This window comes from Hymenobacter taeanensis (assembly GCF_013137895.1).
GTDB classification, from domain to species: Bacteria; Bacteroidota; Bacteroidia; order Cytophagales; family Hymenobacteraceae; genus Hymenobacter; species Hymenobacter taeanensis.
Genome location: NZ_CP053538.1, coordinates 2,615,958 through 2,638,722, shown reverse-complemented (window position 1 = coordinate 2,638,722; position 22,765 = coordinate 2,615,958). Strand labels below are relative to the sequence as shown.

Genomic DNA, 22,765 nt, shown 5'->3' with positions numbered 1-22,765 from the left:
ACTAGCCACAGCGTTCAACTTTTTTTTCAGGCTCTGAGACGCTGAAAATCAGCGCCCAAAGCCCTTCCACGGCCCTTTCGGGCTAAACTCTCGCAAAAAATTTTTGCAAGAATATTTGCCTTGAATAAAAGCCGTGGTACATTTGCACACCGAAACGGCACAACCACTTGGTTACCGTAAGGGAAATTGTCCGATGGTGTAACTGGCAACACGCTTGATTTTGATTCAAGAAAGTCCAGGTTCGAGCCCTGGTCGGACAACCGACTACCCAACGCGAAAGGCGCTGATTCTTCCTCCCGGAAGAGTCGGCGCCTTTCGCTTTTTCAGTTTCACCCGCTCCCAGCGCCGCAAGCAAGCCGAACGGTTAACTTTGAGCCGTTTAGGTGCTTTGCTGCACTCGGAGTGGCAGCCTTTCCTCCTCTACCCCCTACCCCCATGTCACAGCAGGTAAAAATATTCGCGGGCAATGCATCCCGCGAACTGGGTGAACAGATTGCCGCCGCCTATGGTACGCCCCTCGGCGACCTGAGCATCCAGCGCTTCGCCGATACGGAGCTTGGCCCCAGTTTCAACGAGAGCGTGCGCGGCTGCGCGGTATTCCTGATTCAGAGCACCAACCCCCCGGCCGAAAACCTGATGGAGCTGATGCTGATGGTAGATGCTGCCAAGCGCGCCTCAGCCTACAAGGTGAACATTGTGATGCCCTACATGGGCTATGCCCGCCAAGACCGCAAAGACAAACCGCGCGTGAGCATTGGGGCCAAAGTGGTAGCGAACATTGTGCAGAGCGTTGGCACCGACCGCCTCATGACCTGCGACCTGCACGCGGGTCAGATCCAGGGTTTCTTTGATATTCCGGTAGACCATCTGGATGGCGCCACCGTGACGGCGCCTTACATCAAGTCATTGAACCTCGACAACCTCATCTTCGCCTCTCCCGACGTGGGCGGTGTAGTACGCACCCGCGCCTTCGCCAAGAAGTTTGGAGCTGAGATTGTGGTCTGCGACAAAATGCGCCTGCGGGCCAACGAGATTGCCTCTATGCAGGTGATTGGTGACGTAGCCGGTATGAACGTGGTGCTGGTGGATGACATCGTGGATACGGCCGGCACTATCTGTAAAGCCGCGGAGCTGCTGATGGAGCGTGGCGCAAAGTCTGTACGGGCGGTTATCACCCACGGCGTGCTGAGCGGGCCCGCCCACGAGCGGATCCGTAATTCAGCCCTAGAAGAGTTGGTTATTACCGACACTCTCCCCCTGAAAGAGGAAAACCATAAGATTAAGGTTATCTCGGTGGCTGGTCTCTTTGCGCAGGCCATCCGCAATGTAGTAACCCACGAGTCTATCAGCTCGCTGTTTATCTAGGCCTCTAGGTAGTTACGCGGTAAGATTAGAACCTCATACAGAGCACAGCCGACGGTGCTTTGTATGAGGTTCTTTTATATATAGCCTTTTCTTTCCGGAACAATCCACCTATCTTTGCGGCCCGTTTACCTGCTTTGGGTAGGCGTTATTTTCCTCAAAAGCACACTTTTATGAAAAGCCTCGAGATTGTAGGGTTTAAAAGAGCGAATCTCGGTAAGAAGGACGCCAAGGCGCTGCGCCTGGATTCGTACGTTCCTTGCGTACTGTACGGCGGCACTGAGCAGATTCACTTCTCCTCGCCAGCTATCCTCTTCCGCGAACTGTTGTACACTCCTGAAGTTCACATCGTTGAACTGAACATCGAAGGCGACATCCGTCGCGCTATCGTGCAGGACGCTCAGTTCCACCCCGTAAACGAAATGCTGTTGCACGTTGACTTCCTGGAGCTGCAGGATGGCAAAGAAGTGAAAATGGACGTTCCCGTTAAGTTCGTTGGCGTTTCGCCCGGCGTTCTGGCTGGTGGCAAGCTGGTTAGCAAGCTGCGTAAGCTGAAAGTGAAGGCTACTCCTGAGAACCTGCCCGATTCCGTAGAAGTAAACATCTCGGACCTGGAGCTAGGTAAATCAGTGAAGGTGAACAAGGTTGAGCCTAAAGGTTACACCATCCTCACCAACTCGTTGGCTCCTATCGCCACCGTAACCATCCCACGTGCTCTGAAAGGCCAGATGCAGGCCGACAAATAAATCACGGATTCAGACGGATTTATCGGATTACACGGATGTCGTGCCCGAGTTCTTCCGTCTACCGAAAAAGCCGTTCTGCTTGCAGAGCGGCTTTTTTATTGTCTACAACTTGCTCTACTGGCCTAGGCCACTCCTAGCACCCTGCTGGAAACAGAGATGTAAGTTGACAACTGAATCCGTGTTATCCGTTTAATCCGTCTAAATCCGTGATTTTATGAAGTTTCTAGTTCTGTGCCTGGGCAACATTGGGCCGGAGTACGCTGATACGCGGCATAACGTAGGCTTTATGGTGGGCGACTACCTGGCCAGGAAGCACGAGGCGGCACCCTGGACGCTGGGTCGCCATGCCTTCACCACTGAAATCAAGCATAAGGGCCACACATTTGTACTGGTGAAGCCTACTACCTACATGAACCTGAGTGGCAAGGCCGCCGCTCATTGGCTCAGCACCCTCAAGCTCACCAAAGAGCAGATGCTGGTGGTGACGGACGACCTGGCCCTCCCCTTTGGTAAGCTGCGCCTGAAAGGTAAAGGTTCGGCGGGTGGGCAAAATGGCCTGAAGCACATTCAGGAAACGATTGGGTCCGACGAATACGCCCGCCTACGCTTCGGCATTGACTCCAGCTTTAGCAAAGGGCGGCAGGTTGACTACGTACTCAGCCCCTTTTCAGCAGATGAGAAGATTGATCTGGATGGCCGTCTGGAAAAGGCTGCGGAAGCGGTGCTGCTGTTCGGTACGGTAGGCCTAGAACGCGCCATGAACGTGGTGAATGTGAAGTAAGGACCTCACCCCCCGGCCCCCTCTCCTCAGGGAGAGGGGGAGCCTAATATCTTCCTGATTCATTTATGCGTAAATAGCAAACGAGCCGCTGAAGTTTTCAGCGGCTCGTTTGCTTTATAGATTTGTTTGACTTCCCCTGTCCCAGAGGAGAGGGGGCCGGGGGGGGTGAGGTCTAGGCCACTCCGGAACCCGGGCGCACGGGGCTGCTGGGCTGCATGAGGCTGAGCACCCCATCAGCGTTTTCGGCCATCAGGAGCATGCCCTGGCTTTGGATGCCTTTGATTTCGCGGGGTGCGAGGTTAAGCAGCACCTGCACCTGCTGGCCTATAAGGGCCTCGGGCAGGAAGTGCTCAGCTATGCCCGACACGATGGTGCGGGGCTCATCGAAGCCCAGGTCTACGCTCAGCTTGAGAAGCTTTTTGGTCTTAGCCACCTTCTCGGCGGCCACAATGGTGCCGATGCGCAGGTCCATGGTCTGGAACTGCTCGAAGCTGACGTCATCCTTGGCGGGGGCAGCTACGGCGGCGGCCAACTCGTTGGCTTTCTTCGTATCGAGGAGCTTTTGCACCTGAGCTTCCACGGTGCTGTCTTCGATTTTGGTGAAGAGCAACGCGGCTTCTCCCAACTGATGGCCAGCCGATAGGGCGTCGGGGCGACCAGCGGCCTGCCAGGTGCCTTTCTCGAGGTTCAGCATGTGGCCTAGCTTCTCAGCCGAATAGGGCAAGAAGGGCTCCATGAGCGTCACGAGGCTAGCGGCGAGCTGCAGAGCCACGTGCAGGACGGTGCCGGTGCGCGCCTCATCCGATTTGATGAGCTTCCAGGGCTCCGTGTCGGCGAGGTACTTGTTGCCAAGGCGGGTTAGGTTCATCAGCTCATTCAGCGCATCGCGGAAGCGGTAGGCCTCTATCAGGTCACCAACGCGCTGCGGAAATTCGCGGAGCTGGGCCAGCACGTCCTCATCCTCAGTGGTGAAGCCCACGGCAGCGGGCACTTTCCCCTCGAAGAACTTGTGCGTGAGCACCAGGGCCCGGTTCACAAAGTTGCCCAGGTTGGCTACCAGCTCGTTGTTGTTGCGGGCCTGAAAATCCTTCCAGGTGAAGTCGTTGTCTTTAGTTTCGGGGGCGTTGGCGCAGAGCACGTAGCGCAGCACATCGGCCTGGCCGGGGAAATCCTGCATGTACTCGTGCAGCCACACGGCCCAGTTCCGGCTGGTGCTGATTTTGTCGCCCTCCAGGTTTAGGAACTCGTTGGCGGGCACGTTATCGGGCAGGATGTAGTCGCCGTGGGCCTTGAGCATCGCCGGGAAGATGATGCAGTGGAACACGATGTTGTCTTTGCCGATAAAGTGCACCAGCTTGGTGCCCTGGTCTTTCCAGTAGGTTTCCCAGGTGTCGGGCAGCAGGTCTTTGGTGGCCGAGATGTAGCCAATGGGCGCATCAAACCACACATAGAGCACTTTGCCTTCGGCACCGGGCACCGGCACGGGCACGCCCCAATCCAGGTCGCGGGTTACGGCACGGGGGTGCAGGCCCTGGTCAATCCAGCTCTTGCACTGGCCGTACACGTTAGTTTTCCAGTCCTGCTTGTGGCCTTCCACAATCCACTCGCGCAGCCAGGGCTCATACTGATCGAGAGGCAGGTACCAGTGCTTGGTTTCGCGCAGCACGGGCTGGTTGCCGGAGAGCATGGAGCGCGGGTTGATGAGCTCGGTGGGGCTCAGCGAGGAACCGCACTTCTCGCACTGGTCGCCGTAGGCATTCTCGTTGCCGCAGTTGGGGCAAGTACCCACAATGTAGCGGTCGGCCAAGAACTGGTCGGCCTTCTCATCATAGTACTGCTGCGAGGTCTGCTCAATGAATTTGCCATCTTCGTACAGCTTTTTGAAGAAGCCGCTGGCCACCTCACTGTGCGTTTTGGAGGAAGTGCGGGAGTAGATGTCAAACGACACCCCGAAATCCTGGAATGAGTCGCGGATGATGGCGTGGTACTTATCTACTACTTGCTGAGGCGTAACGCCCTCTTTCTGGGCCCGGATGGTGATGGGCACCCCATGCTCATCGGAGCCACAGATGAATTTTACGTCGCGCTGTTGGGCGCGCAGGTAGCGCACATAAATATCGGCGGGCAGGTATACGCCGGCCAGGTGGCCGATGTGTACGGGGCCGTTGGCATACGGCAAAGCGGCCGTAACGGTATAGCGTTGGGGTAGGCTGGACATGAGAGAGAATTCGGGAATTCAGAAATGGAACAGGCCACCGGAGCAGACTATTCGGGCGCAAAGGAACGAGTAAAAAAGAGGAAAGGTGCGCGGTGACTACTCTATAAACAACGGAACCTGCAAATCCTTCTATATTTAACAGACTACTGCGGAGTTTGCCCGTATCTAGCTGAACTACCCCTGCACCATACTACCCCTCACGCTATTCCGTCATGAAAAACACCGATCAGGAAAAACCTGCCAAGAAGGGCAAGAAGGAAAGAAACGCCGCAGAGAAAGCAGAGCGCAAAGCCGCAAAAGCCGCGCAAGCCAGTACCGCCAGCCTTTCGGACCCACGCACTGGCAAGAAATCAGACCACAAGAAGGCGCTTAAAACGGCCGCCAAACAGCTGCAGAAAGAGCTGGATGGGCGGATGAAAGAGATGGTGAAGCGCATCCGAAAGGAGACGAAGGCCAAACTTCAGGAAGTAGTGAAAGAAGCCACTCGCCGCCTCGATGCCGATACGGAGCGCTTGTTTGAGCAGGCTCTGCACTCCATGGTGCAGCACCAAGAAAACGGTACCCCCGCTGCTTCTGACAGCATCTCTACGGATACTGTAGCGCCTGCGGAGGCCAAAGCGCCGGCTACTCCTCGTTCTCGCCCTGCTACAAAGCCCGCCGCAACGCCTCCGGCGGTGGCAGCTCCTGCGGCCGCCCGGCCCAAGCCAGCTGCCAAGCGCCCTACTGCACCCGCTTCTTCGGCGGCTAGCCCGGCCCGCAGCCGCAGCCGCTCGGCGGCCAGCCGCAAGCCAGCCGCTCCCGGCCAGAACAGCAACGGCCTGGCTCAACCCAGCGGAGACACTTCCAACGACACTATCCAGTAAGCTGCTTACTTGCTTTACGCAAGCCCGTTGCCCTTTTAAAGGCGCAACGGGCTTTTTGCTTTCCCATAGATTGGCTAGGCCTCTTCGCAGCTAGGTGCCTACCTTGCTGCCCTGATAGCTCACGCTTATACTGTTTGCACCATGCCCAGTGGCACCCTGCTCATCATCGACGACGAAGTAACGCTTCGCCAGGCCACCAGCCGCATACTGGAATTAGAGGGCTACACGGTGCTACAAGCCCTTGATGCTCGTAGAGGCCTAGAGACGCTGCGGCAGTACGCGGAGGATGTCTTGGTGGTGTTGTCAGATGTGAAGTTGCCCGATGGCTATGGCCTCGACCTGTTGCCCCGCTACAAGCAGGCCGCGCCGCTGGCGGAAGTTATTCTGTTGACTGCTTACGGCACCATCCCCGACGGCGTGCGGGCTATGAAAGAGGGTGCCTTCGACTATCTGACCAAGGGTGATTCCGACGACCAGCTGGTGGTAGTGGTAGATAGGGCCGCGGAGAAGGCTCGGCTGCAGCGGCGCGTGAACGATTTGGAGAAAAAAGTGGGCTTGCAGTACAGCTTCGAGAGCATGATAGGTCACTCGGCAGCGCTGGAGCAGGCTAAGAAGCTGGCCCAGCGCGCCGCTCCCACCGATTCTACGGTGCTACTAGAGGGACCTACGGGCTCAGGGAAAGAGCTGTTTGCCCAGGCTATTCACCAGGCCAGTGCCCGCCGCAGCAAGCCCTTTGTGGCCGTGAACTGCTCAGCCTTCCCGAAGGATTTACTGGAGTCGGAGCTGTTTGGCTACCGTAAGGGGGCCTTTACGGGGGCGCTGACCGATAAGAAGGGCCTACTGGAAGAAGCCAACGGCGGCACCTTGTTTCTGGATGAAATTGGGGAGTTGGAGCTAAACGTGCAGGCCAAGTTCCTGCGAGTGCTCGAAAGTCAGCAGTTCACCAAGCTCGGCGACACTAAGCCTACCAGCGCGAACGTGCGCTTGGTGGCTGCCACCAACCGCAACCTGCGCCAGGAGGCCGAACTAGGTCACTTCCGCCCCGATTTATACTATCGTCTCTCCGTATTCACGGTGCCGGTACCGGGCCTGAATGAGCGCCGCGAGGACGTGGACGTGCTGGCAAATTATTTCTTGCAGTTCTTTGCGGCCAAGCTGCGTCGCCGCCTACGGGGCCTAGAGCCCGAAGCACTGGACCAACTGCGCCGCCACGACTGGCGCGGCAACGTGCGGGAGCTGAAGAACGTGCTGGAGCGCGCCGCCATCCTCGCCGACGGCGACACCCTCACCACCGACGACCTACCCGCCGAATTTCACCACTTCGCCCCAGAACCCACCGCCGACGAAGCCACTGACCGCACCTTGCGCACGATGGAGAAGCGGCAGATCCGGCTGGTATTGCAGGAAACCGGAGGCAACAAGATGGAGGCTGCCCGCCAGCTTGGTATTGGCACCAAAACACTCTACCGTAAAATTCAGGAATACGGGCTGTAATTGAGCGAAATAGATGCTCATATAGCTAAGCTGTATATACTATAACTAAATTTTTAGTTATTTTAACTGCGTGGGCATGTAGTGACCATATGCTCAGTAGTTGTTCCACTATATCTATCTTCTTTTCACAATGAAAAAGCTCCTATTATGCTTCCTGCTGTCCACACCGTGGTTAGCCAGCGCGCAAATGACTACACCCTTCATTATCAAGGGTAAGCTGGGTACGCTGAATGCGCCCGCCAAAGTTTACCTAGTGCGGGGAATGGCTATAACTGACTCAGCTACACTGAAGAATGGTGCCTTTGAACTGAAAGGCACCACCGAAACACCTGTTACCGCCGACCTTGTTTTTCGGCGCAAGGGCCGTTTGACCAGCATGTATGGACAGTTGGACCGCACTCGCGTTTTCCTGGAGCCCGGTACGCTGCTCGTCACCAGCCCCGACTCACTAGCGCATGCTACCCTCAAGGGCGGCCCGGCTACCACAGACTATGTACGCCTCACTGAGTCAATAAAGCCCATTATTGCGAATATCCAGGCTTTTGGGGCCGAGGCTCAAAAGGCCACTGAACAGCAGCGGCAAGACGCCGCCTATCAGGAGCAGATGAGGGGTAAGTTCGAGGCCTTTAACAAGCAGATTGCCACTTCCTATTACACGTTTATTAAGGCTAACCCGAACTCCTGGGCCAGCTTAGATGCCCTGCTAGGCCTACAAATGCTGGATTTGCCGCAGTACAATACGGTAGGACCGCTCTACGAAGCGCTCAGCCCAGCCCTTAAGAACAGCCCTCAGGGCCGTGAATACGGCGAGTTGGTACGCGGCCTGAAGGCAGTGGCTATTGGGGCCCAGGCCCCCGACTTTACCCAGAAAACGCCCGACGGCAAAACCGTGTCGTTGCGCGACTACCGGGGCAAGTATGTGCTGGTTGACTTCTGGGCCTCGTGGTGCGGACCCTGCCGGCAGGAAAACCCATCTGTAGCTAAAGCTTACAACGAGTACAAGGGCCGCAACTTTGAGGTACTGGGGGTGTCGCTTGATAATGAAAAGGATCGGGCCAAATGGGTGAAGGCTATTCAGGACGATCAACTACCCTGGACGCAGGTATCGGACCTGCGCGGCTGGGAAAACGAGGCCGCCCGGATGTACCAAGTGCGCGGCATTCCGCAGAACTACCTGATTGACCCCACCGGCAAAATCATTGCCGCCAACCTGAAAGGCGCAGACTTAAGAGCTACTTTGGCGCAGCTTATCAAGTAGCTCTTTCTACTTCCCGAGGCAGCTACCGTAGCTCCTCCCCAACCAAACCGGGTTGTTCTGACCGATATACCGAGTCAGAATGACCCGGTTTTTTGCGTCTGGGCCTATCCGCATCCATGCTTTGCAAAAATATTTATTCTGACAATCAAGCACATACTAAACAATAAGTTACCCAGAAGCCATAGCGGGCCAGGATTGGCAAGTAGGACGATACACGCTTAACCACACTTGCTTATGGCACCTGCCTTATTAATTCCGCTGCTCACGGCCGTAGGCTGCGCTGGCTTCTGGCTCTTCTACAAGTCCGTTGGGGTATTCGGGCGCATCTGAAACCAACTTACTGCTCCTTGCCATGATGATTGCCCTGTTTGTGCTCGCGCTGGCCGCTTTCGGCTACCTCAGCTACGTGCTGCTCCGCCCCGAGCGCTTTTAACCGCTCGTCCGCATTTCTGCGCTGCTTGCCCAATAGGCCTAGCACCCTCCCTCACTAGGCACTACTGACGCAGCGCAGACTGACCCCCAACCTCATTCATAATGAACACTGAACTTCTCGGCATTGCTGGCATTTTGCTGGCGACGGTGGTGCTGGCCATACCGCTGGGCCACTACTTGGCAGCCGTGTACCGCGGCGACCGTACCTGGACTGACTTTCTGGCCCCGCTGGAACGCGGCCTGTTTCGCGTGGCAGGCATCAATCCCGCTCAAGAAATGAGCTGGCAGCAGCACCTGATGGCGCTGCTGACCATTAACCTGCTGTGGTTTTTCTGGGCTATGCTGGTGCTTTGCACCCAGGGTAGCCTGCCGCTGAATCCCGATGGCAACGCCTCTATGTCGCCGGATCTGGCCTTCAACACGGCCATTTCCTTTCTGGTGAACTGCAACCTGCAACACTACTCCGGCGAAGCAGGCCTGACTTACCTCTCGCAGATCATGGTCATCATGTTTCTGCAGTTCGTGACGGCGGCTACTGGCCTAGCGGCCTGTGTGGTGGTATTTAATGCCCTGCGGGAGCGTACCACCGACAAGCTGGGCAACTTCTATGTGTACTTCGTGCGCAGCATCACCCGCGTGCTGCTACCGCTGGCGCTGGTAGTGGCCCTGGTGCTGGCCTTCCAGGGCACGCCCATGACGCTTCAGGGCAAACAGCCTCTCCTCACGCTGCAGGGTGACTCTGTGCAGGTTAGCCGCGGCCCAGCGGCGGCCATGATTGGTATCAAGCAGATTGGCACCAATGGCGGCGGCTTCTTCGGCGTCAACTCGGCCCACCCGCTCGAAAACCCCACGTACCTGACCAATGCCGTCGAGAACATCGGCATTATCCTGATTCCGATGGCTATGGCCCTGGCGTTCGGCTACTACCTGCGCCGGCCTAAGCTGGGCTGGATGGTGTTTGGGGTGATGATGGCTGGCTACCTGCTGCTGCAGCTACCCACCGTGTACCTGGAAATGCACGGCTACCCCGCTATCAGTCGCTTGGGCATCAACCAGAGCCTGGGCTCGCTGGAGGGCAAGGAAATGCGCCTGGGAGCGGCGGCTTCCGCCCTCTGGGCCATTCAGACCACCGTTACCAGCAACGGCTCAGTGAATGCCATGCACGACTCGCTCACGCCTCTTTCCGGCATGAACGCCATGCTGGGCATGATGACTAATGCCTTTTTTGGCGGGGTGGGCGTGGGCTTCCTCAACTTCTTCGTGTTCATCATCGTGGCCGTGTTCATCGCGGGGCTGATGGTAGGCCGCACGCCGGAGCTGCTGGGCCGCAAGATTGAAGCCCGCGAGATGAAAATTGCCCTCATCATCGCGCTGCTGCACCCGCTGCTGATTTTGTGCGGCACGGCCCTGGCCACGTATCTGCACGCTCACGATGCGCAGGGCCTGAGCGGGTGGCTGGCCAACCCCGGCTTCCACGGCTTCTCTGAGATGCTGTATGAGTACACCTCGTCGGCGGCCAACAACGGCTCCGGCTTCGAGGGGCTCGGCGACAACACCCCCTGGTGGAACATCAGCACGGGTCTGGTGCTGCTGCTGGCCCGCTACCTGCCCATTATTGGCCCAGTAGCCATTGCTGGCCTGCTGGCCCGCAAAAAGTACACCCCCGAATCGGTGGGCACGCTCCGCACCGACACGACCACCTTCGGCGTGATGATCTTCTTCGTGATTTGGATTATTGCCGCCCTGGCCTTCTTCCCAGCCTTGGCCCTTGGCCCATTAGCCGAGCATTTTAGCCTGTATTAGCCTGCTTCAGAGCTGAGAAGTGTGAGCCTAGAGCCTAACTCTAACACACAGCCACTCTCAGCTCTAAGTTCTACTCTCTGAGTTCTCTACTCTCATGTCTTCCAAATCTCAATCTCTCTTTCAACCCGCGCTGGTTTCGGAGGCCCTAAAGCAGGCCTTCGTGAAGCTCGACCCGCGTATCATGTTCCGCAACCCGGTGATGTTCACCGTGGAAATCGGGACGGTGGTCATGCTGCTCGTAACGCTAGGCCTGTTGGTGAACCCCGACGCCGCTCAAGGCTCATTCGGGTACAACTTCACCGTGTTCCTGGTCCTGTTCCTGACCTTGCTATTCGCCAATTTCGCCGAGGCTATTGCCGAAGCCCGCGGCAAAGCTCAGGCCGAGAGCCTCCGCAAAACCCGCGAGGAAACGCCTGCCCGCGTTATCGACGAAAAAGGTACCATCTCCTCCGTTTCGTCTTCGCAGCTGCAGAAGGGCCAGGTGTTTCTGGTGGAAGCCGGCGAAATCATTCCCACCGATGGGGAAATCATCGAAGGCCTGGCTACCATTGATGAGTCGGCCATTACGGGCGAGTCGGCGCCGGTCATCCGGGAGGCCGGTGGTGATAAGTCGTCGGTGACGGGGGGCACCAAGGTGTTGTCAGACCGCATTAAAGTGGTAGTGACGACGGCTCCCGGCGAGTCGTTTCTGGATAAGATGATTGCGCTGGTAGAAGGCGCCTCGCGGCAGAAAACGCCCAACGAAATTGCCCTTACTATTCTGCTGGCAGGCTTTACGCTGGTGTTCGTGATTGTGTGCGTGACGCTGCAGCCCTTTGCGGAGTACTCGCACGCGCCCATCGCCATTTCGGCCTTCATTGCCTTGTTCGTGTGTCTGATCCCGACCACCATTGGCGGGCTGCTCTCGGCCATTGGTATTGCTGGCATGGACCGCGCGCTGCGGGCCAACGTCATCACCAAAAGCGGCAAAGCCGTGGAAACCGCCGGCGACATCGACGTGCTGCTACTGGACAAAACCGGCACCATCACCATCGGCAACCGCAAAGCCACCCACTTCTGGCCCGCCCCCGGCGTAGAGGAACGGCAGTTTATAGAACTGGCTACCCTCTCCTCTCTCACCGACGAAACGCCCGAGGGCAAGAGCATTGTGGAGCTGGCCCGCGAAAAGCAGGTAAGCCCCGAGGCCCTGCAGCCGCGCCTGCAAGGTGCTGAGTTGATCAAGTTCACGGCCGAAACCCGCAGCAGCGGTGTGACTCTGCCCAATGGCGTCCGCATCCGCAAAGGTGCTTCCGACGCCGTTCGGCAACTGGCCAACAGAGCCAACCAGCCTTTCCCGCAGGAAACGACTCAGCGCGTAGAAGCCATTGCCAGTAACGGGGGTACGCCGCTGGTGGTGAGCGAAAACGACCGGGTACTGGGCGTGGTAGAGCTCCAAGATATCATTAAGCCCGGCATTCAGGAGCGGTTTGCGCGCCTGCGCAACATGGGCATCAAAACGGTGATGGTAACCGGCGACAACCCACTCACGGCCAAGTTTATTGCCGAAAAAGCGGGCGTCGATGACTTCATTGCCGAAGCCAAGCCCGAGGATAAAATGACCTATATCCGCAACGAGCAGCAGCAGGGCAAGCTGGTCGCTATGATGGGCGACGGCACCAACGACGCCCCCGCTCTGGCCCAGGCCGATGTGGGAGTGGCCATGAACTCCGGCACCCAGGCCGCCAAGGAGGCCGGCAACATGGTCGACCTCGACAACGACCCCACCAAGCTCATTGAGGTGGTGGAAATAGGAAAGCAGCTGCTCATGACCCGCGGCACGCTTACCACCTTCTCCATCGCCAACGACGTGGCCAAGTACTTCGCCATTGTGCCGGCCCTGTTCATGGTGGCCATCCCGAGCCTGCGTGCCCTGAATATCATGGGCCTGCACTCGCCGCAGTCGGCTATTCTGTCGGCCGTCATTTTCAACGCCCTCATTATTCCGGCGCTGGTACCGCTGGCCCTGCGCGGAGTGGCCTACAAGCCCATTGGCGCCTCGGCGCTGCTGCGCCGCAACCTGCTGGTGTATGGTTTGGGCGGGGTGCTGGTCCCCTTCATCGGCATTAAGCTGATTGACCTGCTGGTGGGCGTGTTTGTGTAGCCACTCGCCAAGCTGAGTTGCGGCCTGAGCCGCTTGCATCCTTATTTCCCTTCCCTCATGAAAACACATCTGTTTCCGGCGCTTCGCCTTTCCCTAGCCATGCTTGTGCTGTGTTGCCTGATTTATCCCGCGCTGGTATGGACCGCGGCCCAAGTAGCGCCCGGCCACGGCCAAGGCGTGCAGCTGACGCACAACGGCCGCGTAGTGGGCTTTGCCAACGTAGGCCAGAAGTTCGACCGGCCCGGGTACTTTAACACCCGCCCCTCCGCCGTAAACTACGCTGCCGACGGCTCGGGTGGCTCCAACAAAGGGCCCAGCAACCCCGAGTACCTGGCCACAGTGCATACCCGGGTAGAAGCTTTCCTGAGCCATAACCCTACCATAGCACTATCCGAAGTGCCCGCGGAACTGGTCACGGCCAGCGGCTCTGGTCTCGACCCGCACCTCTCGCCGGCCGGAGCCTACGCGCAGGTAGAGCGGGTGGCTCGCTTGCGTGGCTTGCCCGTTGCCCGGGTGCGGGCGCTGGTGGCAGCTCAGGTGGAGGAGCCGCTCATTGTGTTCTTCGGCCCCGCTAAAGTAAATGTGCTGCGCCTGAATCTGGCGCTTGATTCCCTGCAAGGCCGATAGTGGGTTGACTAGCCTGGAACGACCTGCTGCAAAACTTTCCGCCTTGGAGGGTCATGCCGAAACACGCCGCTTGAGCAGCTAGCTGCCTGGCTCTAGGCCACTTGTGGCGCCTCCCACTAACCGTATTCAATATTTATTCTGTTGCTTTAGCGCCTGGTTACGCTACTGCTATTCCTCCCTTCTTCGCGCTGGTAAAAAGTTGATTTGCGGCGCCCTCCTCTCATGAAAGCTCTTTCGCTTCTCACTCTAGGCCTGTTCAGCACCGCTGTCACATTGGCCCAGACTACCCCGACCACCGACTCCACCCTGGCGGTACCCCTCGCGGCGGTACCCAGTGAGGCTACTCCCAACCCGCTCACCACGTATGGGTTTGTGGATGGATATTATGGCTACGATATCAAGCACGTGGCTTCTAACACGCGGCCCGGCTTCTTGTACTCCCACAACCGCCAGAACGAGTTCACGGTCAACAATGCCGTACTTGGGATGCGCTATGATAACGGGCAGGTGCGCGGGGCAATAGGCCTGCACGCGGGTACATACGTGGCCGCTAACTATGCCAATGAAGACCAGGTGTTCAAGCACATTTATGAGGCCTACGCGGGCTTTCGGCCGCTTGAAAAAGCTTGGCTGGATGTGGGCATCTTCGGCTCCCACATTGGCTTTGAGTCGGCGCTGAGCAAAGACAACTGGACGCTGACCCGCTCCCTGATGGCGGAAAACTCGCCCTATTACGAGGCCGGGGCGCGCTTTACCTACGAGGTTGACCCCAAGCTGACGCTGACGGCCCTGGTGCTGAACGGGTGGCAGAACATCCGGGAGAACAACCAGAAAAAGGCCGTGGGCACCCAAATTCAGTGGAAACCCACTGATAAATTGCTTATCAACAGCAGCACGTTTTACGGCAACGAGCAGCCTCAGGAGCTGGTGAAGCGTCGCCGCTACTTCCACGATTTTTATATCAGCTACGCCGCCACCGACCGCCTGAGCGTAGCGGGTGTGTTTGATGTAGGCAAGCAGGAGAAAGCCACCCGGGGCAGCAAGGCCGATACCTGGCACACGGGCGCTGCTTTTGTACGCTATAAGCTGGCCGACACATGGACCGCTGCCGCCCGCGCCGAGTACTACTACGCCGACCACGGCGTCATCATCAACTCTATTTCTCCCAGCACCACCGACGCCAACTTTAATGTAAAGTCTGCCTCTCTCAACCTAGACTACCTGCCCACCAGCAACGTGGCGTTTCGGGTGGAAGGACGCGTATTCCACTCGGGTCAGGATTTCCTGACGGACCGCAATGGCCAGCCCACCAACAGCTACGGCAACCTCACGTCGAGCATTGCTCTGTCGTTCTAGCGGCGGGGCCTCACCCCGGGGGTAGGCCCCGCCGCCAGAACTGCCTTAATAGCTTTCATTAACATCTGCTAGGCCACTCTTCCTTCTCATGACACTGCGTGATGATCTTTCGGCTGATGCGGCCCGTGACCAATCGGCGGAGCGGTTTCTGCGGCTGGTGCAGCAGAAGCGCCGGGGGCGGCTGAAAGTATACCTGGGGCTGGCGGCGGGCGTGGGCAAGACCTACCGCATGCTGCAGGAGGCTCACGAGCTGCGCCAGCACGGCGTAGACGTAGTGCTTGGCTACATCGAGACCCACGGCCGCCTTGAAACCGTGGCCCAGCTCCGCGACCTGCCGCAGGTGCCCCGCAAGACGCTGTTCTACAAGGGGCGTGCCCTCGAGGAAATGGATGTAGCCGCCATTGTGCAGCGTCGGCCGGCCGTAGTGGTGGTAGATGAGCTGGCCCATTCCAATGTGCCCGGCTCCCAGCACGATAAGCGCTGGCAGGATGTAGAGGCGCTGGTAAAAGCCGGGATTTCGGTGATAACGGCCGTGAACGTGCAGCATCTGGAAAGCCTGCACGACCAGGTACTGCGCATTACGGGCATTGATGTAACGGAGCGGGTACCCGATCTACTGCTTAAACAGGCCGATGAAGTGGTGAACGTGGACCTGACGGTAGGCGAGTTGCGGGCTCGCCTGGAAGAGGGCAAAATCTACGACCCGCAGAAAATACCCAGGGCCTTACAAGGGTTTTTCCGGCCCGAACACCTGCTGCAGTTGCGGCAGCTGGCGGTGCGGGAAGTATCGTTGCTGCTAGGCCACCAGATTGAGTCGGAGGCGGGCGGGGCCGCGCCGGTGGCTCCGGAGCGCCGCAACACCGACCGGCTCCTGGCCTGCATTAACTCCAACGCAGCCGCAGCCAAAGAAATCATCCGCAAAACCTCCCGCCTCGCCGACCGCCTTTCCGCCGCCGTCTGGTACGTGCTCTACGTGCAGACCACCCGCGAATCAGCGGATCGGATTGGGCTGGCTACGCAACGCCATTTGCTGGGCAACCTGCAGCTGGCCACCGAGCTGGGCGCCCAGATTCTGCGCGTAAAAGACGATGACGTGGTGGCAGCCATTCAGCGCACAGCCCGTGAGAAAAACGCTACGCTGCTCGTGTGCGGCGTCACCAGCGAAAAAACCCTGTGGAAGAAAATCAGCCACCGCGGCCTCACGCAGGATCTGGTGCGGGCAGTGGCCCTTTCTGGCCTGGAGCTAGACATCTTTCTGGTCACGTACTGAAGAGTGTAGCCAGTAAGTAACCAGACCATCAGGCTGAGTGCAGCCGAAGCATGGCAGTCTAGAAAATTTAAGCCCACGAATTCAGGCTATTATAAGCAAGCTATAACCCATTTTTCTGCTGCCCTTTTTTCGCCTGACAATCATCATTTCTGCGTCATGCAACTTAAAACCAAAATTACTCTGGGCTTTGTGGCTATGCTGGCGCTGTTGCTGCTGATTGGCGGGTATGCCTACTATGCGGTGCAGCGGCTGGATGCCAGTTCGCGCACTATTCTGCGGGCGAACTTCTACACGATTGAGCTGGGCCAGCAGATGCTACGTGCCCTCGACAAGATGGAAACGACGCCGACGGCCCCCAATGCGCTACCCGAGTTTGAGCGGGCCCTGACCCGCGAAGCCGGTAACCTCACTGAGCCCGGCGAGCAGGCCTTGGTTGACTCGCTCACGCACAACCTGGCAGCCTACCAGCGGCTACTAGTGGCGGCCCCGGCCGCCGCTCAGCAGGCCCAGCTGGAGCAACTACGGACCCAAACTCACCGCATGATTGGCTTGAACGTGCAGGCCCTCACCACAAAAAACTCTGCTTCCAACCAAGCCACCGAGCGCGCCAGCCACTACCTGCTGGCCTGCATTTCCCTGGCCCTGCTGATAGGCCTAGGCCTGGTGCTGAGCGTGCCCGAAGCCGCCGTAACACCCTTGCGGAAGGTAACGGCGGCAATTCGGCACGCCAGCCAGGGCAACTACCACCAAACTATTCCGGTGGAAAGCCACAACGAGTTTGGGGCAGTAGCCGGTGCCTTCAACCACTTACTGGTACGGCTGCAGGAGTTCCGCTCCTCTACCACCGCCGACCTGATTACCGAGCGCAACCGGATGGAAAGCCTGGTGAACAGCCTCGATGAAGGCCTCCTACTCATCGATCAGCACCGGCGCATTCTGTTGGCTAACCCCACGGCCGCCGAACTGCTGGGCGTGCCGGTTGCCCAGCTCGTGGGACAGCCCGCCGACGAGCTGGCAAAACAGAACGACCTGCTCCGCTCCTTGCTCGCGCCCCTGGAAGCCCCGCGCCGTCAGCAGGCCCTGGCCGAGGCTCCGCTATTCACCATCACCCAGAATAATGAGGAAGCGTACTTCCGCCTCACCGTTCACGACATCGTTTCATTTAACAAGGCCGCTGATGAAATGCAGTTCGTAGGCCACATCCTAGCCCTGCACAACGTGTCAGACTTTAAGCGGCTGGATCAGGTAAAGTCGAACTTTCTGGCCACGGTTTCGCACGAGCTAAAAACGCCTCTATCGAGCATCAATATCAACTTAAAGCTACTGCAGGATGAGCGCGTGCCTGCTGAGGAGCGCCAGCGCATTACCAGCAGCATCCGGCAGGAAACGCAGCGCCTGCAGCGCATGGTGAGTGAGCTGCTGAACGTTTCGCGCCTTGATGCCGGAGCTGGTATCCAGCTCGACGTGCACCCTACTGACCTGAGCCAAGTAGTACGCTATGCCACCGATACGGTGCAGGCGCAGCTGGATGACAAGCAGCTCCGCCTGGAAATTGCCCTCCCACCCAACCTGCCTAAAGCCTGCGCCGACGTTGAAAAAACTACCTGGGTGCTTATCAACCTGCTCGCTAACGCTATCCGCTACTCTCCCACGGGCGAAACACTGACTGTTTGGGCTGAGGTAGCCGGGCCAATGGTGCAGGTGTGTGTGCAGGACCGCGGACCCGGTATCGCGGCCGAACACCACGACCGGATTTTCCAGCGCTTCGCGCAGATTCCGGACAAAACCGGCTACCGCGGTGGCTCAGGCCTGGGGTTAAGCATTGCCCGCGAGTTCATCACCAGCCAGGGCGGGCGGTTATGGGTAGAAAGCGAGCTGGGCATGGGCAGCACCTTCTGCTTCACGCTGCCCCTGGTTAGTTAGGTGCTCCTGGGAGTCGTATCGTGTCAACGGGGGCACCATTGAGGCGCTGCAGGCGGGTTTCGGGCGTGGTATTATTGTTATCATTGGAGTTCAGGGTTTCGGGGCGCTTGCGGGAGTTGATGCCGCTGGCCTGTTCCCGGATGAGCACGCGCCCAGGCGTAGCATCGGGTACGGAGCCCCCGTAGCCGGCGCCGCTGTTGTAAGCCGCCTGCCGGTCGGCATCGGTGCGGATTTGGGTGGGTACGCGCGCGGGGCGCTCTTCGGCGCTTTCCTGCGTGGCAGTGCAGGCCGATACGCATAGGCCTAGCCATACAAAGGCAGCCAGCGGGCAAGAAGGAACTCGGGCTTTCATCACACTATACAACAAGAGCTCACCCGGTAGTGGATGAGCTCTTGCTACAACGGGCCGCAGCTTCAGTAAGTTGGCCTATGGTGTCATTCCGAGCGCAGCGAAGAATCTGGTGCACTCATAAGAGGTTACCCCAGGTTCCTCGCTACGCTCGGAGTAACAGTTTTAGGCTTGTTCTAGGCCACTTCCGGCTGGCCCAGAGCTGCCCGGATCCCGTCCCAGAGGGCTACGCGGGCCTGCATGCAGCGAGTGGCTACCTCCTGGCTTTCCTGCCAGCGCTGCGGGTCGTGGCCGCACAGGTCGCGCACCATTTGCTGGGCCAGCGGAGTGTGCACTTCTTCATCCAGCTGAATGTGGCGGTTGAGGTAGTACGTGAAGGTGTCGAGCTGGCCGGGGAAGCGCCGGCTCAGGTCGCCCACCAAATGGCGGAACATGTCGGGAATAACATCCTCGCGGCCGAAGGTGAATGCCGCCGCCACGGCATGCGGCTTCCCCGACTCAATGACGCGGAAAGTGTCCAGCACAAACTCCCGCACCGAAGCGGGGGCCTGGGCCTGCTCCAGCGCCTGGCCTACGGAAGCGCCTTTGGCCAGGGCGGCCAGCAGACGCTCAATGGGAGCCGTATCGGCGCCGCACTCGCGCATGGAGCGCAGGTAGAGCTCGAAGTGGCTGGCGGGGTTGCCCTCGGGGTCTACGTCGGTTTCCTCTTCCAGCACAATGTCGTTGATGAGGCGGCGCGTGGCGGGGTTACCGCGCGGCACCCACGGCACCTCAACGCAGGTTAACTCCCGCTGCAGGGCCTTGAGCAACGACATAAAATCCCACACCGCAAACACGTGGTGCTGCATAAACACGCGCAAATCTTCCAGCGAGTGCAATGACTGGTACACGCCGTGGGCCACAAGCTGCTCGCGGGCCGGGGCCAGGGCGTTCTGTAGCTCAGCAATTGAATCTGAATGAACTTGAGTTGACATAAAGCAAGGAAAAAGATACGGCGGAGCTTACGCTCTAAGCCATTAACAAACGAAACGGCCCGCTGGCTTGGATTGCCAGCGGGCCGCTACAAAATTATACCCGGACGGTATCCTGAACAGGCGGGCAGGCTAATGTTCTGCTATCTCTCTGCTCCCGGGTTACTTCGCTTTTTCGAAGATCATGCCGTCCGAGTCCATGCAGTAGCGCTGGCCGGTGGGCTTAGGGCCGTCGTCGAAGACGTGGCCCAGGTGGCCGCCGCACTTGGCGCACACCAGCTCGTCGCGGCTCATGCCCAGGCTATTGTCGGCCGTTACCTTCAGGCTGTTCTCGGTGGCCGGGGCCCAGAAGCTAGGCCACCCGGTGCCCGACTCAAACTTGGTTTCGGAGGAAAACAGCAGGTTATGGTCGGCAGCGCAGTAATAGTTACCCTTCTCGTGGTTGTTGGCATACTTGTTTACATACGGCCGCTCAGTGCCCTGCTCCCGCAGAATGAAATACTGCGCGGGCGTTAGCTGAGCTTTCCACTGTGCATCAGTCTTGCGAATGGGGAATTCATCAGGCTTGCCCGTTACGGGCTTGGGTTTAGGGTATGCTTTAGCTGCCGCCGACGGGTTAGTTACGGGGCGGGGTGAATCGGCCAGGTCCATTTTCGCATCGCGCTTGCTTTTATTTTGCGAGCAGGCGGAGTTGAGGGTCAGGGCAGAAAGCAGCAGAATCAAGAGGGAAGAACGCATAAGACGTGGTGAGGAGAAGGGGTTCAATGGAGGCAGCCAGCGCACATATGCGGGCTACTTACTCAACATACGGCACTGGCCTATGGTTCGGTCTTAGCCCGGCAGAAAGTTCTGGGCCAGCCCGTTGGGGAACCTCAGCTACCCAAGCAGTTGTCTTGCTATCCGCGCGCAGTTTCTTCCCCGCTCATTAACAATTAATTACCCGCACGTTTTTGCGGTAAACATTCCGTACCTTTGCGCCCGGAAAACCCTTTGTATGCAGAACATTCGCAATATCGCCATCATCGCGCACGTTGACCACGGCAAGACTACGCTCGTGGACAAGATCATTCACGCCTCCAAGCTGTTCGACGAGCACCAGCAGTTCGACGACCTCATCCTGGACAACAATGACCTGGAGCGTGAGCGAGGCATTACCATCGTTTCGAAAAACGTATCGGTACGTTATAAAGACGTAAAAATCAACATCATCGACACTCCTGGTCACGCCGACTTCGGTGGTGAGGTGGAGCGCGTACTGAAGATGGCCGACGGCGTATTGCTGCTCGTTGATGCCTTCGAAGGCGCCATGCCCCAGACCCGTTTCGTACTGGGCAAAGCCATCGACCTGGGCCTGAAGCCCATCGTGGTGGTGAACAAAGTCGACAAGGAAAACTGCCGCCCCGACGAGGTGCACGAGCAGGTGTTCGACCTCATGTTCAACCTGGGTGCTACGGAAGATCAGCTGGACTTCGTGACCTTGTACGGCTCGTCGAAGCAGGGCTGGATGAGCACCGACTGGAAGACCAAGACCGACAGCATCATCCCGCTGCTCGACGCTGTGGTGGCTTCTATCCCTCCCGCTCCTACCCTGGACGGCACCCCCCAGATGCAGGTTACCTCGCTCGACTACTCGTCGTTCGTGGGTCGTATCGCCATTGGTCGCGTACACCGCGGCACGCTGAAGGAAGGCGCTAACATGAGCCTTGTGAAGCGTGATGGCACCATCAAGAAAGTTAAGATTAAAGAATTGCAGGTTTTCGAAGGCCTGGGCCGCACGAAAGTAGCCGAGGTTAGCTCGGGCGAAATCTGCGCCGTAACGGGCATCGAAGGCTTCGACATCGGCGACACCCTCGCTGACGCTGAAAACCCCGAAGGGCTGACCACCATCAGCATCGACGAGCCGACGATGAACATGCTGTTCACCATCAACAACTCGCCCTTCTTCGGTAAGGAAGGTAAGTTCGTGACCTCCCGCCACCTGCGTGACCGTCTGTTTAAGGAGACCGAGAAAAACCTGGCTCTGCGCGTAAAGGAAACCGACCGTGAGGACTCGTTCCTGGTGTACGGCCGTGGTATTCTTCACTTGTCAGTTCTCATCGAGACCATGCGTCGCGAAGGCTTTGAGCTGCAGGTAGGCCAGCCCCAGGTGCTGTTCCGTGAAGACGAGAACGGCAACCGCCTGGAGCCCATCGAGCACCTGGTAGTTGACGTACCAGAAGAAACGGCTGGTAAGGTTATCGAGCTGGTGACCATGCGCAAAGGCGAGCTGACCATCATGGAGCCTAAGGGCGACCTGCAGCACCTGGAGTTCAACATTCCTGCCCGGGGCCTGATTGGTCTGCGGAACAACGTACTGACCGCCACGGCTGGTGAGGCTATCATGAACCACCGCTTCTCGGCTTACGAGCCGTACAAAGGCGTGATTCCGGGCCGTATTGCTGGTTCGCTGATTTCGATGGATACGGGTGCAGGCACCGCGTACACCATTGACAAGATGCAGGACCGCGGTGAGTTTTTCGTTGATCCAGGTGAGGAAGTATACGCTGGCCAGGTTATCGGTGAGCACACCCGCCCCAACGACCTGACCATCAACATTCAGAAAGGCAAGAAGCTCACTAACATGCGTGCTTCCGGCTCCGACGACAACGCCAAGATTATTCCGAAGCGTCAGTTTTCGCTGGAAGAAGCCATGGAATACATCCAGAAGGATGAGTACCTGGAGGTGACGCCTAAGTCGATGCGGATGCGTAAGATCCTGCTCGACGAGAACGAGCGCCTGCGCTCGGCTAAGAAAGTAGACTAGTTCGCTGGTTGACTAAGGTAAGAAAAGGGGGCAGCCGGTGGCTGCCCCCTTTTTCGTTTTAGCACTTGCTTAGGCCTCTCGCTTCACCTCAAACGCTTCGTAGCCTCTCACCAAGCCAGGTTGTGCTTCTATTTTCTCAACTTTAGCGGCAGGAGGCCCCTGCTGGCACCAGGCCGCCAAAGCATCCAAGGCTGCGGCCGGGCCTTCCGCTTCAATCGTGACGGTGCCGTCGGGGTTGTTGCAAACGGTGCCGGTGAGGCCCAAGCGGCGGGCCTCGGCGCGGGTGCTTTGGCGGTAGAAGACGCCCTGCACGCGACCGTGCACGTGAATAGTGCGGTGTTCGATGGACATGGAATTGGTAGTTTTGAT

19 protein-coding genes and 1 tRNA gene are annotated in these 22,765 nt (G+C 58.3%); 15 read left to right on the top strand and 5 right to left on the bottom strand.

All coding sequences use genetic code 11. The features are described from left to right. Positions 1-187: 187 nt before the first annotated feature. The 4 genes from HMJ29_RS11235 to pth all read left to right on the top strand — a co-directional run bounded on the left by HMJ29_RS11235 (position 188) and on the right by pth (position 2,889). Positions 188-260 (top strand) — tRNA-Gln (locus HMJ29_RS11235). Positions 261-435: 175 nt separating this feature from the next. Beyond that, on the top strand, positions 436-1,365 hold the full coding sequence (locus HMJ29_RS11230; RefSeq protein ID WP_171591576.1) for a ribose-phosphate pyrophosphokinase: 930 nt from the start codon (positions 436-438) through the stop codon (positions 1,363-1,365). A 170-nt stretch (positions 1,366-1,535) separates the two neighbouring features. After that, entirely contained in the window at positions 1,536-2,108 is a 573-nt protein-coding gene (locus HMJ29_RS11225; protein ID WP_171591575.1) for a 50S ribosomal protein L25/general stress protein Ctc, read from the top strand. Positions 2,109-2,322: 214 nt separating this feature from the next. Continuing rightward, the gene (gene pth / locus HMJ29_RS11220; RefSeq protein WP_171591574.1) at positions 2,323-2,889 is read left to right on the top strand and encodes an aminoacyl-tRNA hydrolase; all 567 of its coding nucleotides are present in this window, start codon (positions 2,323-2,325) and stop codon (positions 2,887-2,889) included. Between the two features lie 172 nt (positions 2,890-3,061). On the opposite strand, the gene metG is transcribed toward pth, so the two are convergent. Next, entirely contained in the window at positions 3,062-5,107 is a 2,046-nt protein-coding gene (gene metG, locus HMJ29_RS11215; RefSeq protein WP_171591572.1) for a methionine--tRNA ligase, read from the bottom strand. A gap of 212 nt (positions 5,108-5,319) precedes the next feature. On the opposite strand from metG, the gene HMJ29_RS11210 reads away from it, so the two are divergent. The 10 genes from HMJ29_RS11210 (at position 5,320) to HMJ29_RS11165 (ending at position 18,273) form a co-directional block, all read left to right on the top strand. Beyond that, complete coding sequence (locus HMJ29_RS11210) at positions 5,320-5,970, top strand: hypothetical protein (protein ID WP_171591570.1); 651 nt, start codon at positions 5,320-5,322, stop codon at positions 5,968-5,970. Positions 5,971-6,111: 141 nt separating this feature from the next. Further along, complete coding sequence (locus HMJ29_RS11205; RefSeq protein ID WP_171591569.1) at positions 6,112-7,464, top strand: sigma-54-dependent transcriptional regulator; 1,353 nt, start codon at positions 6,112-6,114, stop codon at positions 7,462-7,464. 187 nt (positions 7,465-7,651) lie between these two features. Beyond that, on the top strand, positions 7,652-8,722 hold the full coding sequence (locus tag HMJ29_RS11200) for a TlpA disulfide reductase family protein (RefSeq protein WP_171591567.1): 1,071 nt from the start codon (positions 7,652-7,654) through the stop codon (positions 8,720-8,722). 307 nt (positions 8,723-9,029) lie between these two features. Beyond that, on the top strand, positions 9,030-9,155 hold the full coding sequence (locus tag HMJ29_RS20350) for a potassium-transporting ATPase subunit F (RefSeq protein WP_216634047.1): 126 nt from the start codon (positions 9,030-9,032) through the stop codon (positions 9,153-9,155). Positions 9,156-9,256: 101 nt separating this feature from the next. Beyond that, positions 9,257-10,957, top strand: coding sequence for a potassium-transporting ATPase subunit KdpA (gene kdpA, locus HMJ29_RS11190; protein WP_171591566.1), 1,701 nt, complete (start codon positions 9,257-9,259; stop codon positions 10,955-10,957). Between the two features lie 94 nt (positions 10,958-11,051). Next, positions 11,052-13,097 carry a potassium-transporting ATPase subunit KdpB gene (gene kdpB, locus HMJ29_RS11185; protein WP_171591565.1) on the top strand — a complete coding sequence of 682 codons (2,046 nt, stop codon included), beginning with the start codon at positions 11,052-11,054 and terminating at the stop codon, positions 13,095-13,097. Between the two features lie 57 nt (positions 13,098-13,154). Continuing rightward, the gene (kdpC, locus tag HMJ29_RS11180) at positions 13,155-13,724 is read left to right on the top strand and encodes a potassium-transporting ATPase subunit KdpC (RefSeq protein ID WP_171591563.1); all 570 of its coding nucleotides are present in this window, start codon (positions 13,155-13,157) and stop codon (positions 13,722-13,724) included. A 222-nt stretch (positions 13,725-13,946) separates the two neighbouring features. Then, positions 13,947-15,080 (top strand): porin, encoded by a 1,134-nt coding sequence (locus HMJ29_RS11175; protein ID WP_171591562.1) that lies wholly within the window; start codon positions 13,947-13,949, stop codon positions 15,078-15,080. A gap of 88 nt (positions 15,081-15,168) precedes the next feature. After that, entirely contained in the window at positions 15,169-16,350 is a 1,182-nt protein-coding gene (locus HMJ29_RS11170) for a sensor protein KdpD (protein ID WP_171591561.1), read from the top strand. A 156-nt stretch (positions 16,351-16,506) separates the two neighbouring features. Continuing rightward, positions 16,507-18,273: a HAMP domain-containing sensor histidine kinase gene (locus tag HMJ29_RS11165; RefSeq protein ID WP_171591560.1), complete on the top strand. Its 1,767-nt coding sequence runs from the start codon at positions 16,507-16,509 to the stop codon at positions 18,271-18,273. Here the strand turns inward: HMJ29_RS11165 and HMJ29_RS11160 are convergent. The 3 genes from HMJ29_RS11160 to msrB form a co-directional block, all read right to left on the bottom strand. Then, positions 18,266-18,625 carry a hypothetical protein gene (locus tag HMJ29_RS11160; protein ID WP_171591559.1) on the bottom strand — a complete coding sequence of 120 codons (360 nt, stop codon included), beginning with the start codon at positions 18,623-18,625 and terminating at the stop codon, positions 18,266-18,268. The genes HMJ29_RS11165 and HMJ29_RS11160 overlap by 8 nt on opposite strands. 173 nt (positions 18,626-18,798) lie before the next feature. Then, positions 18,799-19,596: a DUF3050 domain-containing protein gene (locus HMJ29_RS11155; protein WP_171591558.1), complete on the bottom strand. Its 798-nt coding sequence runs from the start codon at positions 19,594-19,596 to the stop codon at positions 18,799-18,801. A gap of 159 nt (positions 19,597-19,755) precedes the next feature. Continuing rightward, a complete protein-coding gene (msrB, locus tag HMJ29_RS11150; RefSeq protein ID WP_171591556.1) occupies positions 19,756-20,331 on the bottom strand; it encodes a peptide-methionine (R)-S-oxide reductase MsrB in 576 nt (191 codons plus the stop codon). A gap of 256 nt (positions 20,332-20,587) precedes the next feature. On the opposite strand from msrB, the gene typA reads away from it, so the two are divergent. Next, positions 20,588-22,396 (top strand): translational GTPase TypA, encoded by a 1,809-nt coding sequence (typA, locus tag HMJ29_RS11145; protein WP_171591555.1) that lies wholly within the window; start codon positions 20,588-20,590, stop codon positions 22,394-22,396. A gap of 69 nt (positions 22,397-22,465) precedes the next feature. On the opposite strand, the gene HMJ29_RS11140 is transcribed toward typA, so the two are convergent. After that, positions 22,466-22,747, bottom strand: coding sequence for an acylphosphatase (locus HMJ29_RS11140; RefSeq protein WP_171591554.1), 282 nt, complete (start codon positions 22,745-22,747; stop codon positions 22,466-22,468). Positions 22,748-22,765 lie beyond the last annotated feature (18 nt).

Excerpts from the sequence above, each read along its gene's own strand:
- HMJ29_RS11230 (WP_171591576.1), top strand. The coding sequence starts at position 436 with ATGTCACAGCAGGTAAAAATATTCGCGGGCAATGCATCCCGCGAACTG.
- HMJ29_RS11225 (WP_171591575.1), top strand. The coding sequence starts at position 1,536 with ATGAAAAGCCTCGAGATTGTAGGGTTTAAAAGAGCGAATCTCGGTAAG.
- pth (WP_171591574.1), top strand. The coding sequence starts at position 2,323 with ATGAAGTTTCTAGTTCTGTGCCTGGGCAACATTGGGCCGGAGTACGCT.
- metG (WP_171591572.1), bottom strand. The coding sequence starts at position 5,107 with ATGTCCAGCCTACCCCAACGCTATACCGTTACGGCCGCTTTGCCGTAT.
- HMJ29_RS11210 (WP_171591570.1), top strand. The coding sequence starts at position 5,320 with ATGAAAAACACCGATCAGGAAAAACCTGCCAAGAAGGGCAAGAAGGAA.
- HMJ29_RS11205 (WP_171591569.1), top strand. The coding sequence starts at position 6,112 with ATGCCCAGTGGCACCCTGCTCATCATCGACGACGAAGTAACGCTTCGC.
- HMJ29_RS11200 (WP_171591567.1), top strand. The coding sequence starts at position 7,652 with ATGACTACACCCTTCATTATCAAGGGTAAGCTGGGTACGCTGAATGCG.
- kdpA (WP_171591566.1), top strand. The coding sequence starts at position 9,257 with ATGAACACTGAACTTCTCGGCATTGCTGGCATTTTGCTGGCGACGGTG.
- kdpB (WP_171591565.1), top strand. The coding sequence starts at position 11,052 with ATGTCTTCCAAATCTCAATCTCTCTTTCAACCCGCGCTGGTTTCGGAG.
- kdpC (WP_171591563.1), top strand. The coding sequence starts at position 13,155 with ATGAAAACACATCTGTTTCCGGCGCTTCGCCTTTCCCTAGCCATGCTT.
- HMJ29_RS11175 (WP_171591562.1), top strand. The coding sequence starts at position 13,947 with ATGAAAGCTCTTTCGCTTCTCACTCTAGGCCTGTTCAGCACCGCTGTC.
- HMJ29_RS11170 (WP_171591561.1), top strand. The coding sequence starts at position 15,169 with ATGACACTGCGTGATGATCTTTCGGCTGATGCGGCCCGTGACCAATCG.
- HMJ29_RS11165 (WP_171591560.1), top strand. The coding sequence starts at position 16,507 with ATGCAACTTAAAACCAAAATTACTCTGGGCTTTGTGGCTATGCTGGCG.
- HMJ29_RS11160 (WP_171591559.1), bottom strand. The coding sequence starts at position 18,625 with ATGAAAGCCCGAGTTCCTTCTTGCCCGCTGGCTGCCTTTGTATGGCTA.
- HMJ29_RS11155 (WP_171591558.1), bottom strand. The coding sequence starts at position 19,596 with ATGTCAACTCAAGTTCATTCAGATTCAATTGCTGAGCTACAGAACGCC.
- msrB (WP_171591556.1), bottom strand. The coding sequence starts at position 20,331 with ATGCGTTCTTCCCTCTTGATTCTGCTGCTTTCTGCCCTGACCCTCAAC.
- typA (WP_171591555.1), top strand. The coding sequence starts at position 20,588 with ATGCAGAACATTCGCAATATCGCCATCATCGCGCACGTTGACCACGGC.
- HMJ29_RS11140 (WP_171591554.1), bottom strand. The coding sequence starts at position 22,747 with ATGTCCATCGAACACCGCACTATTCACGTGCACGGTCGCGTGCAGGGC.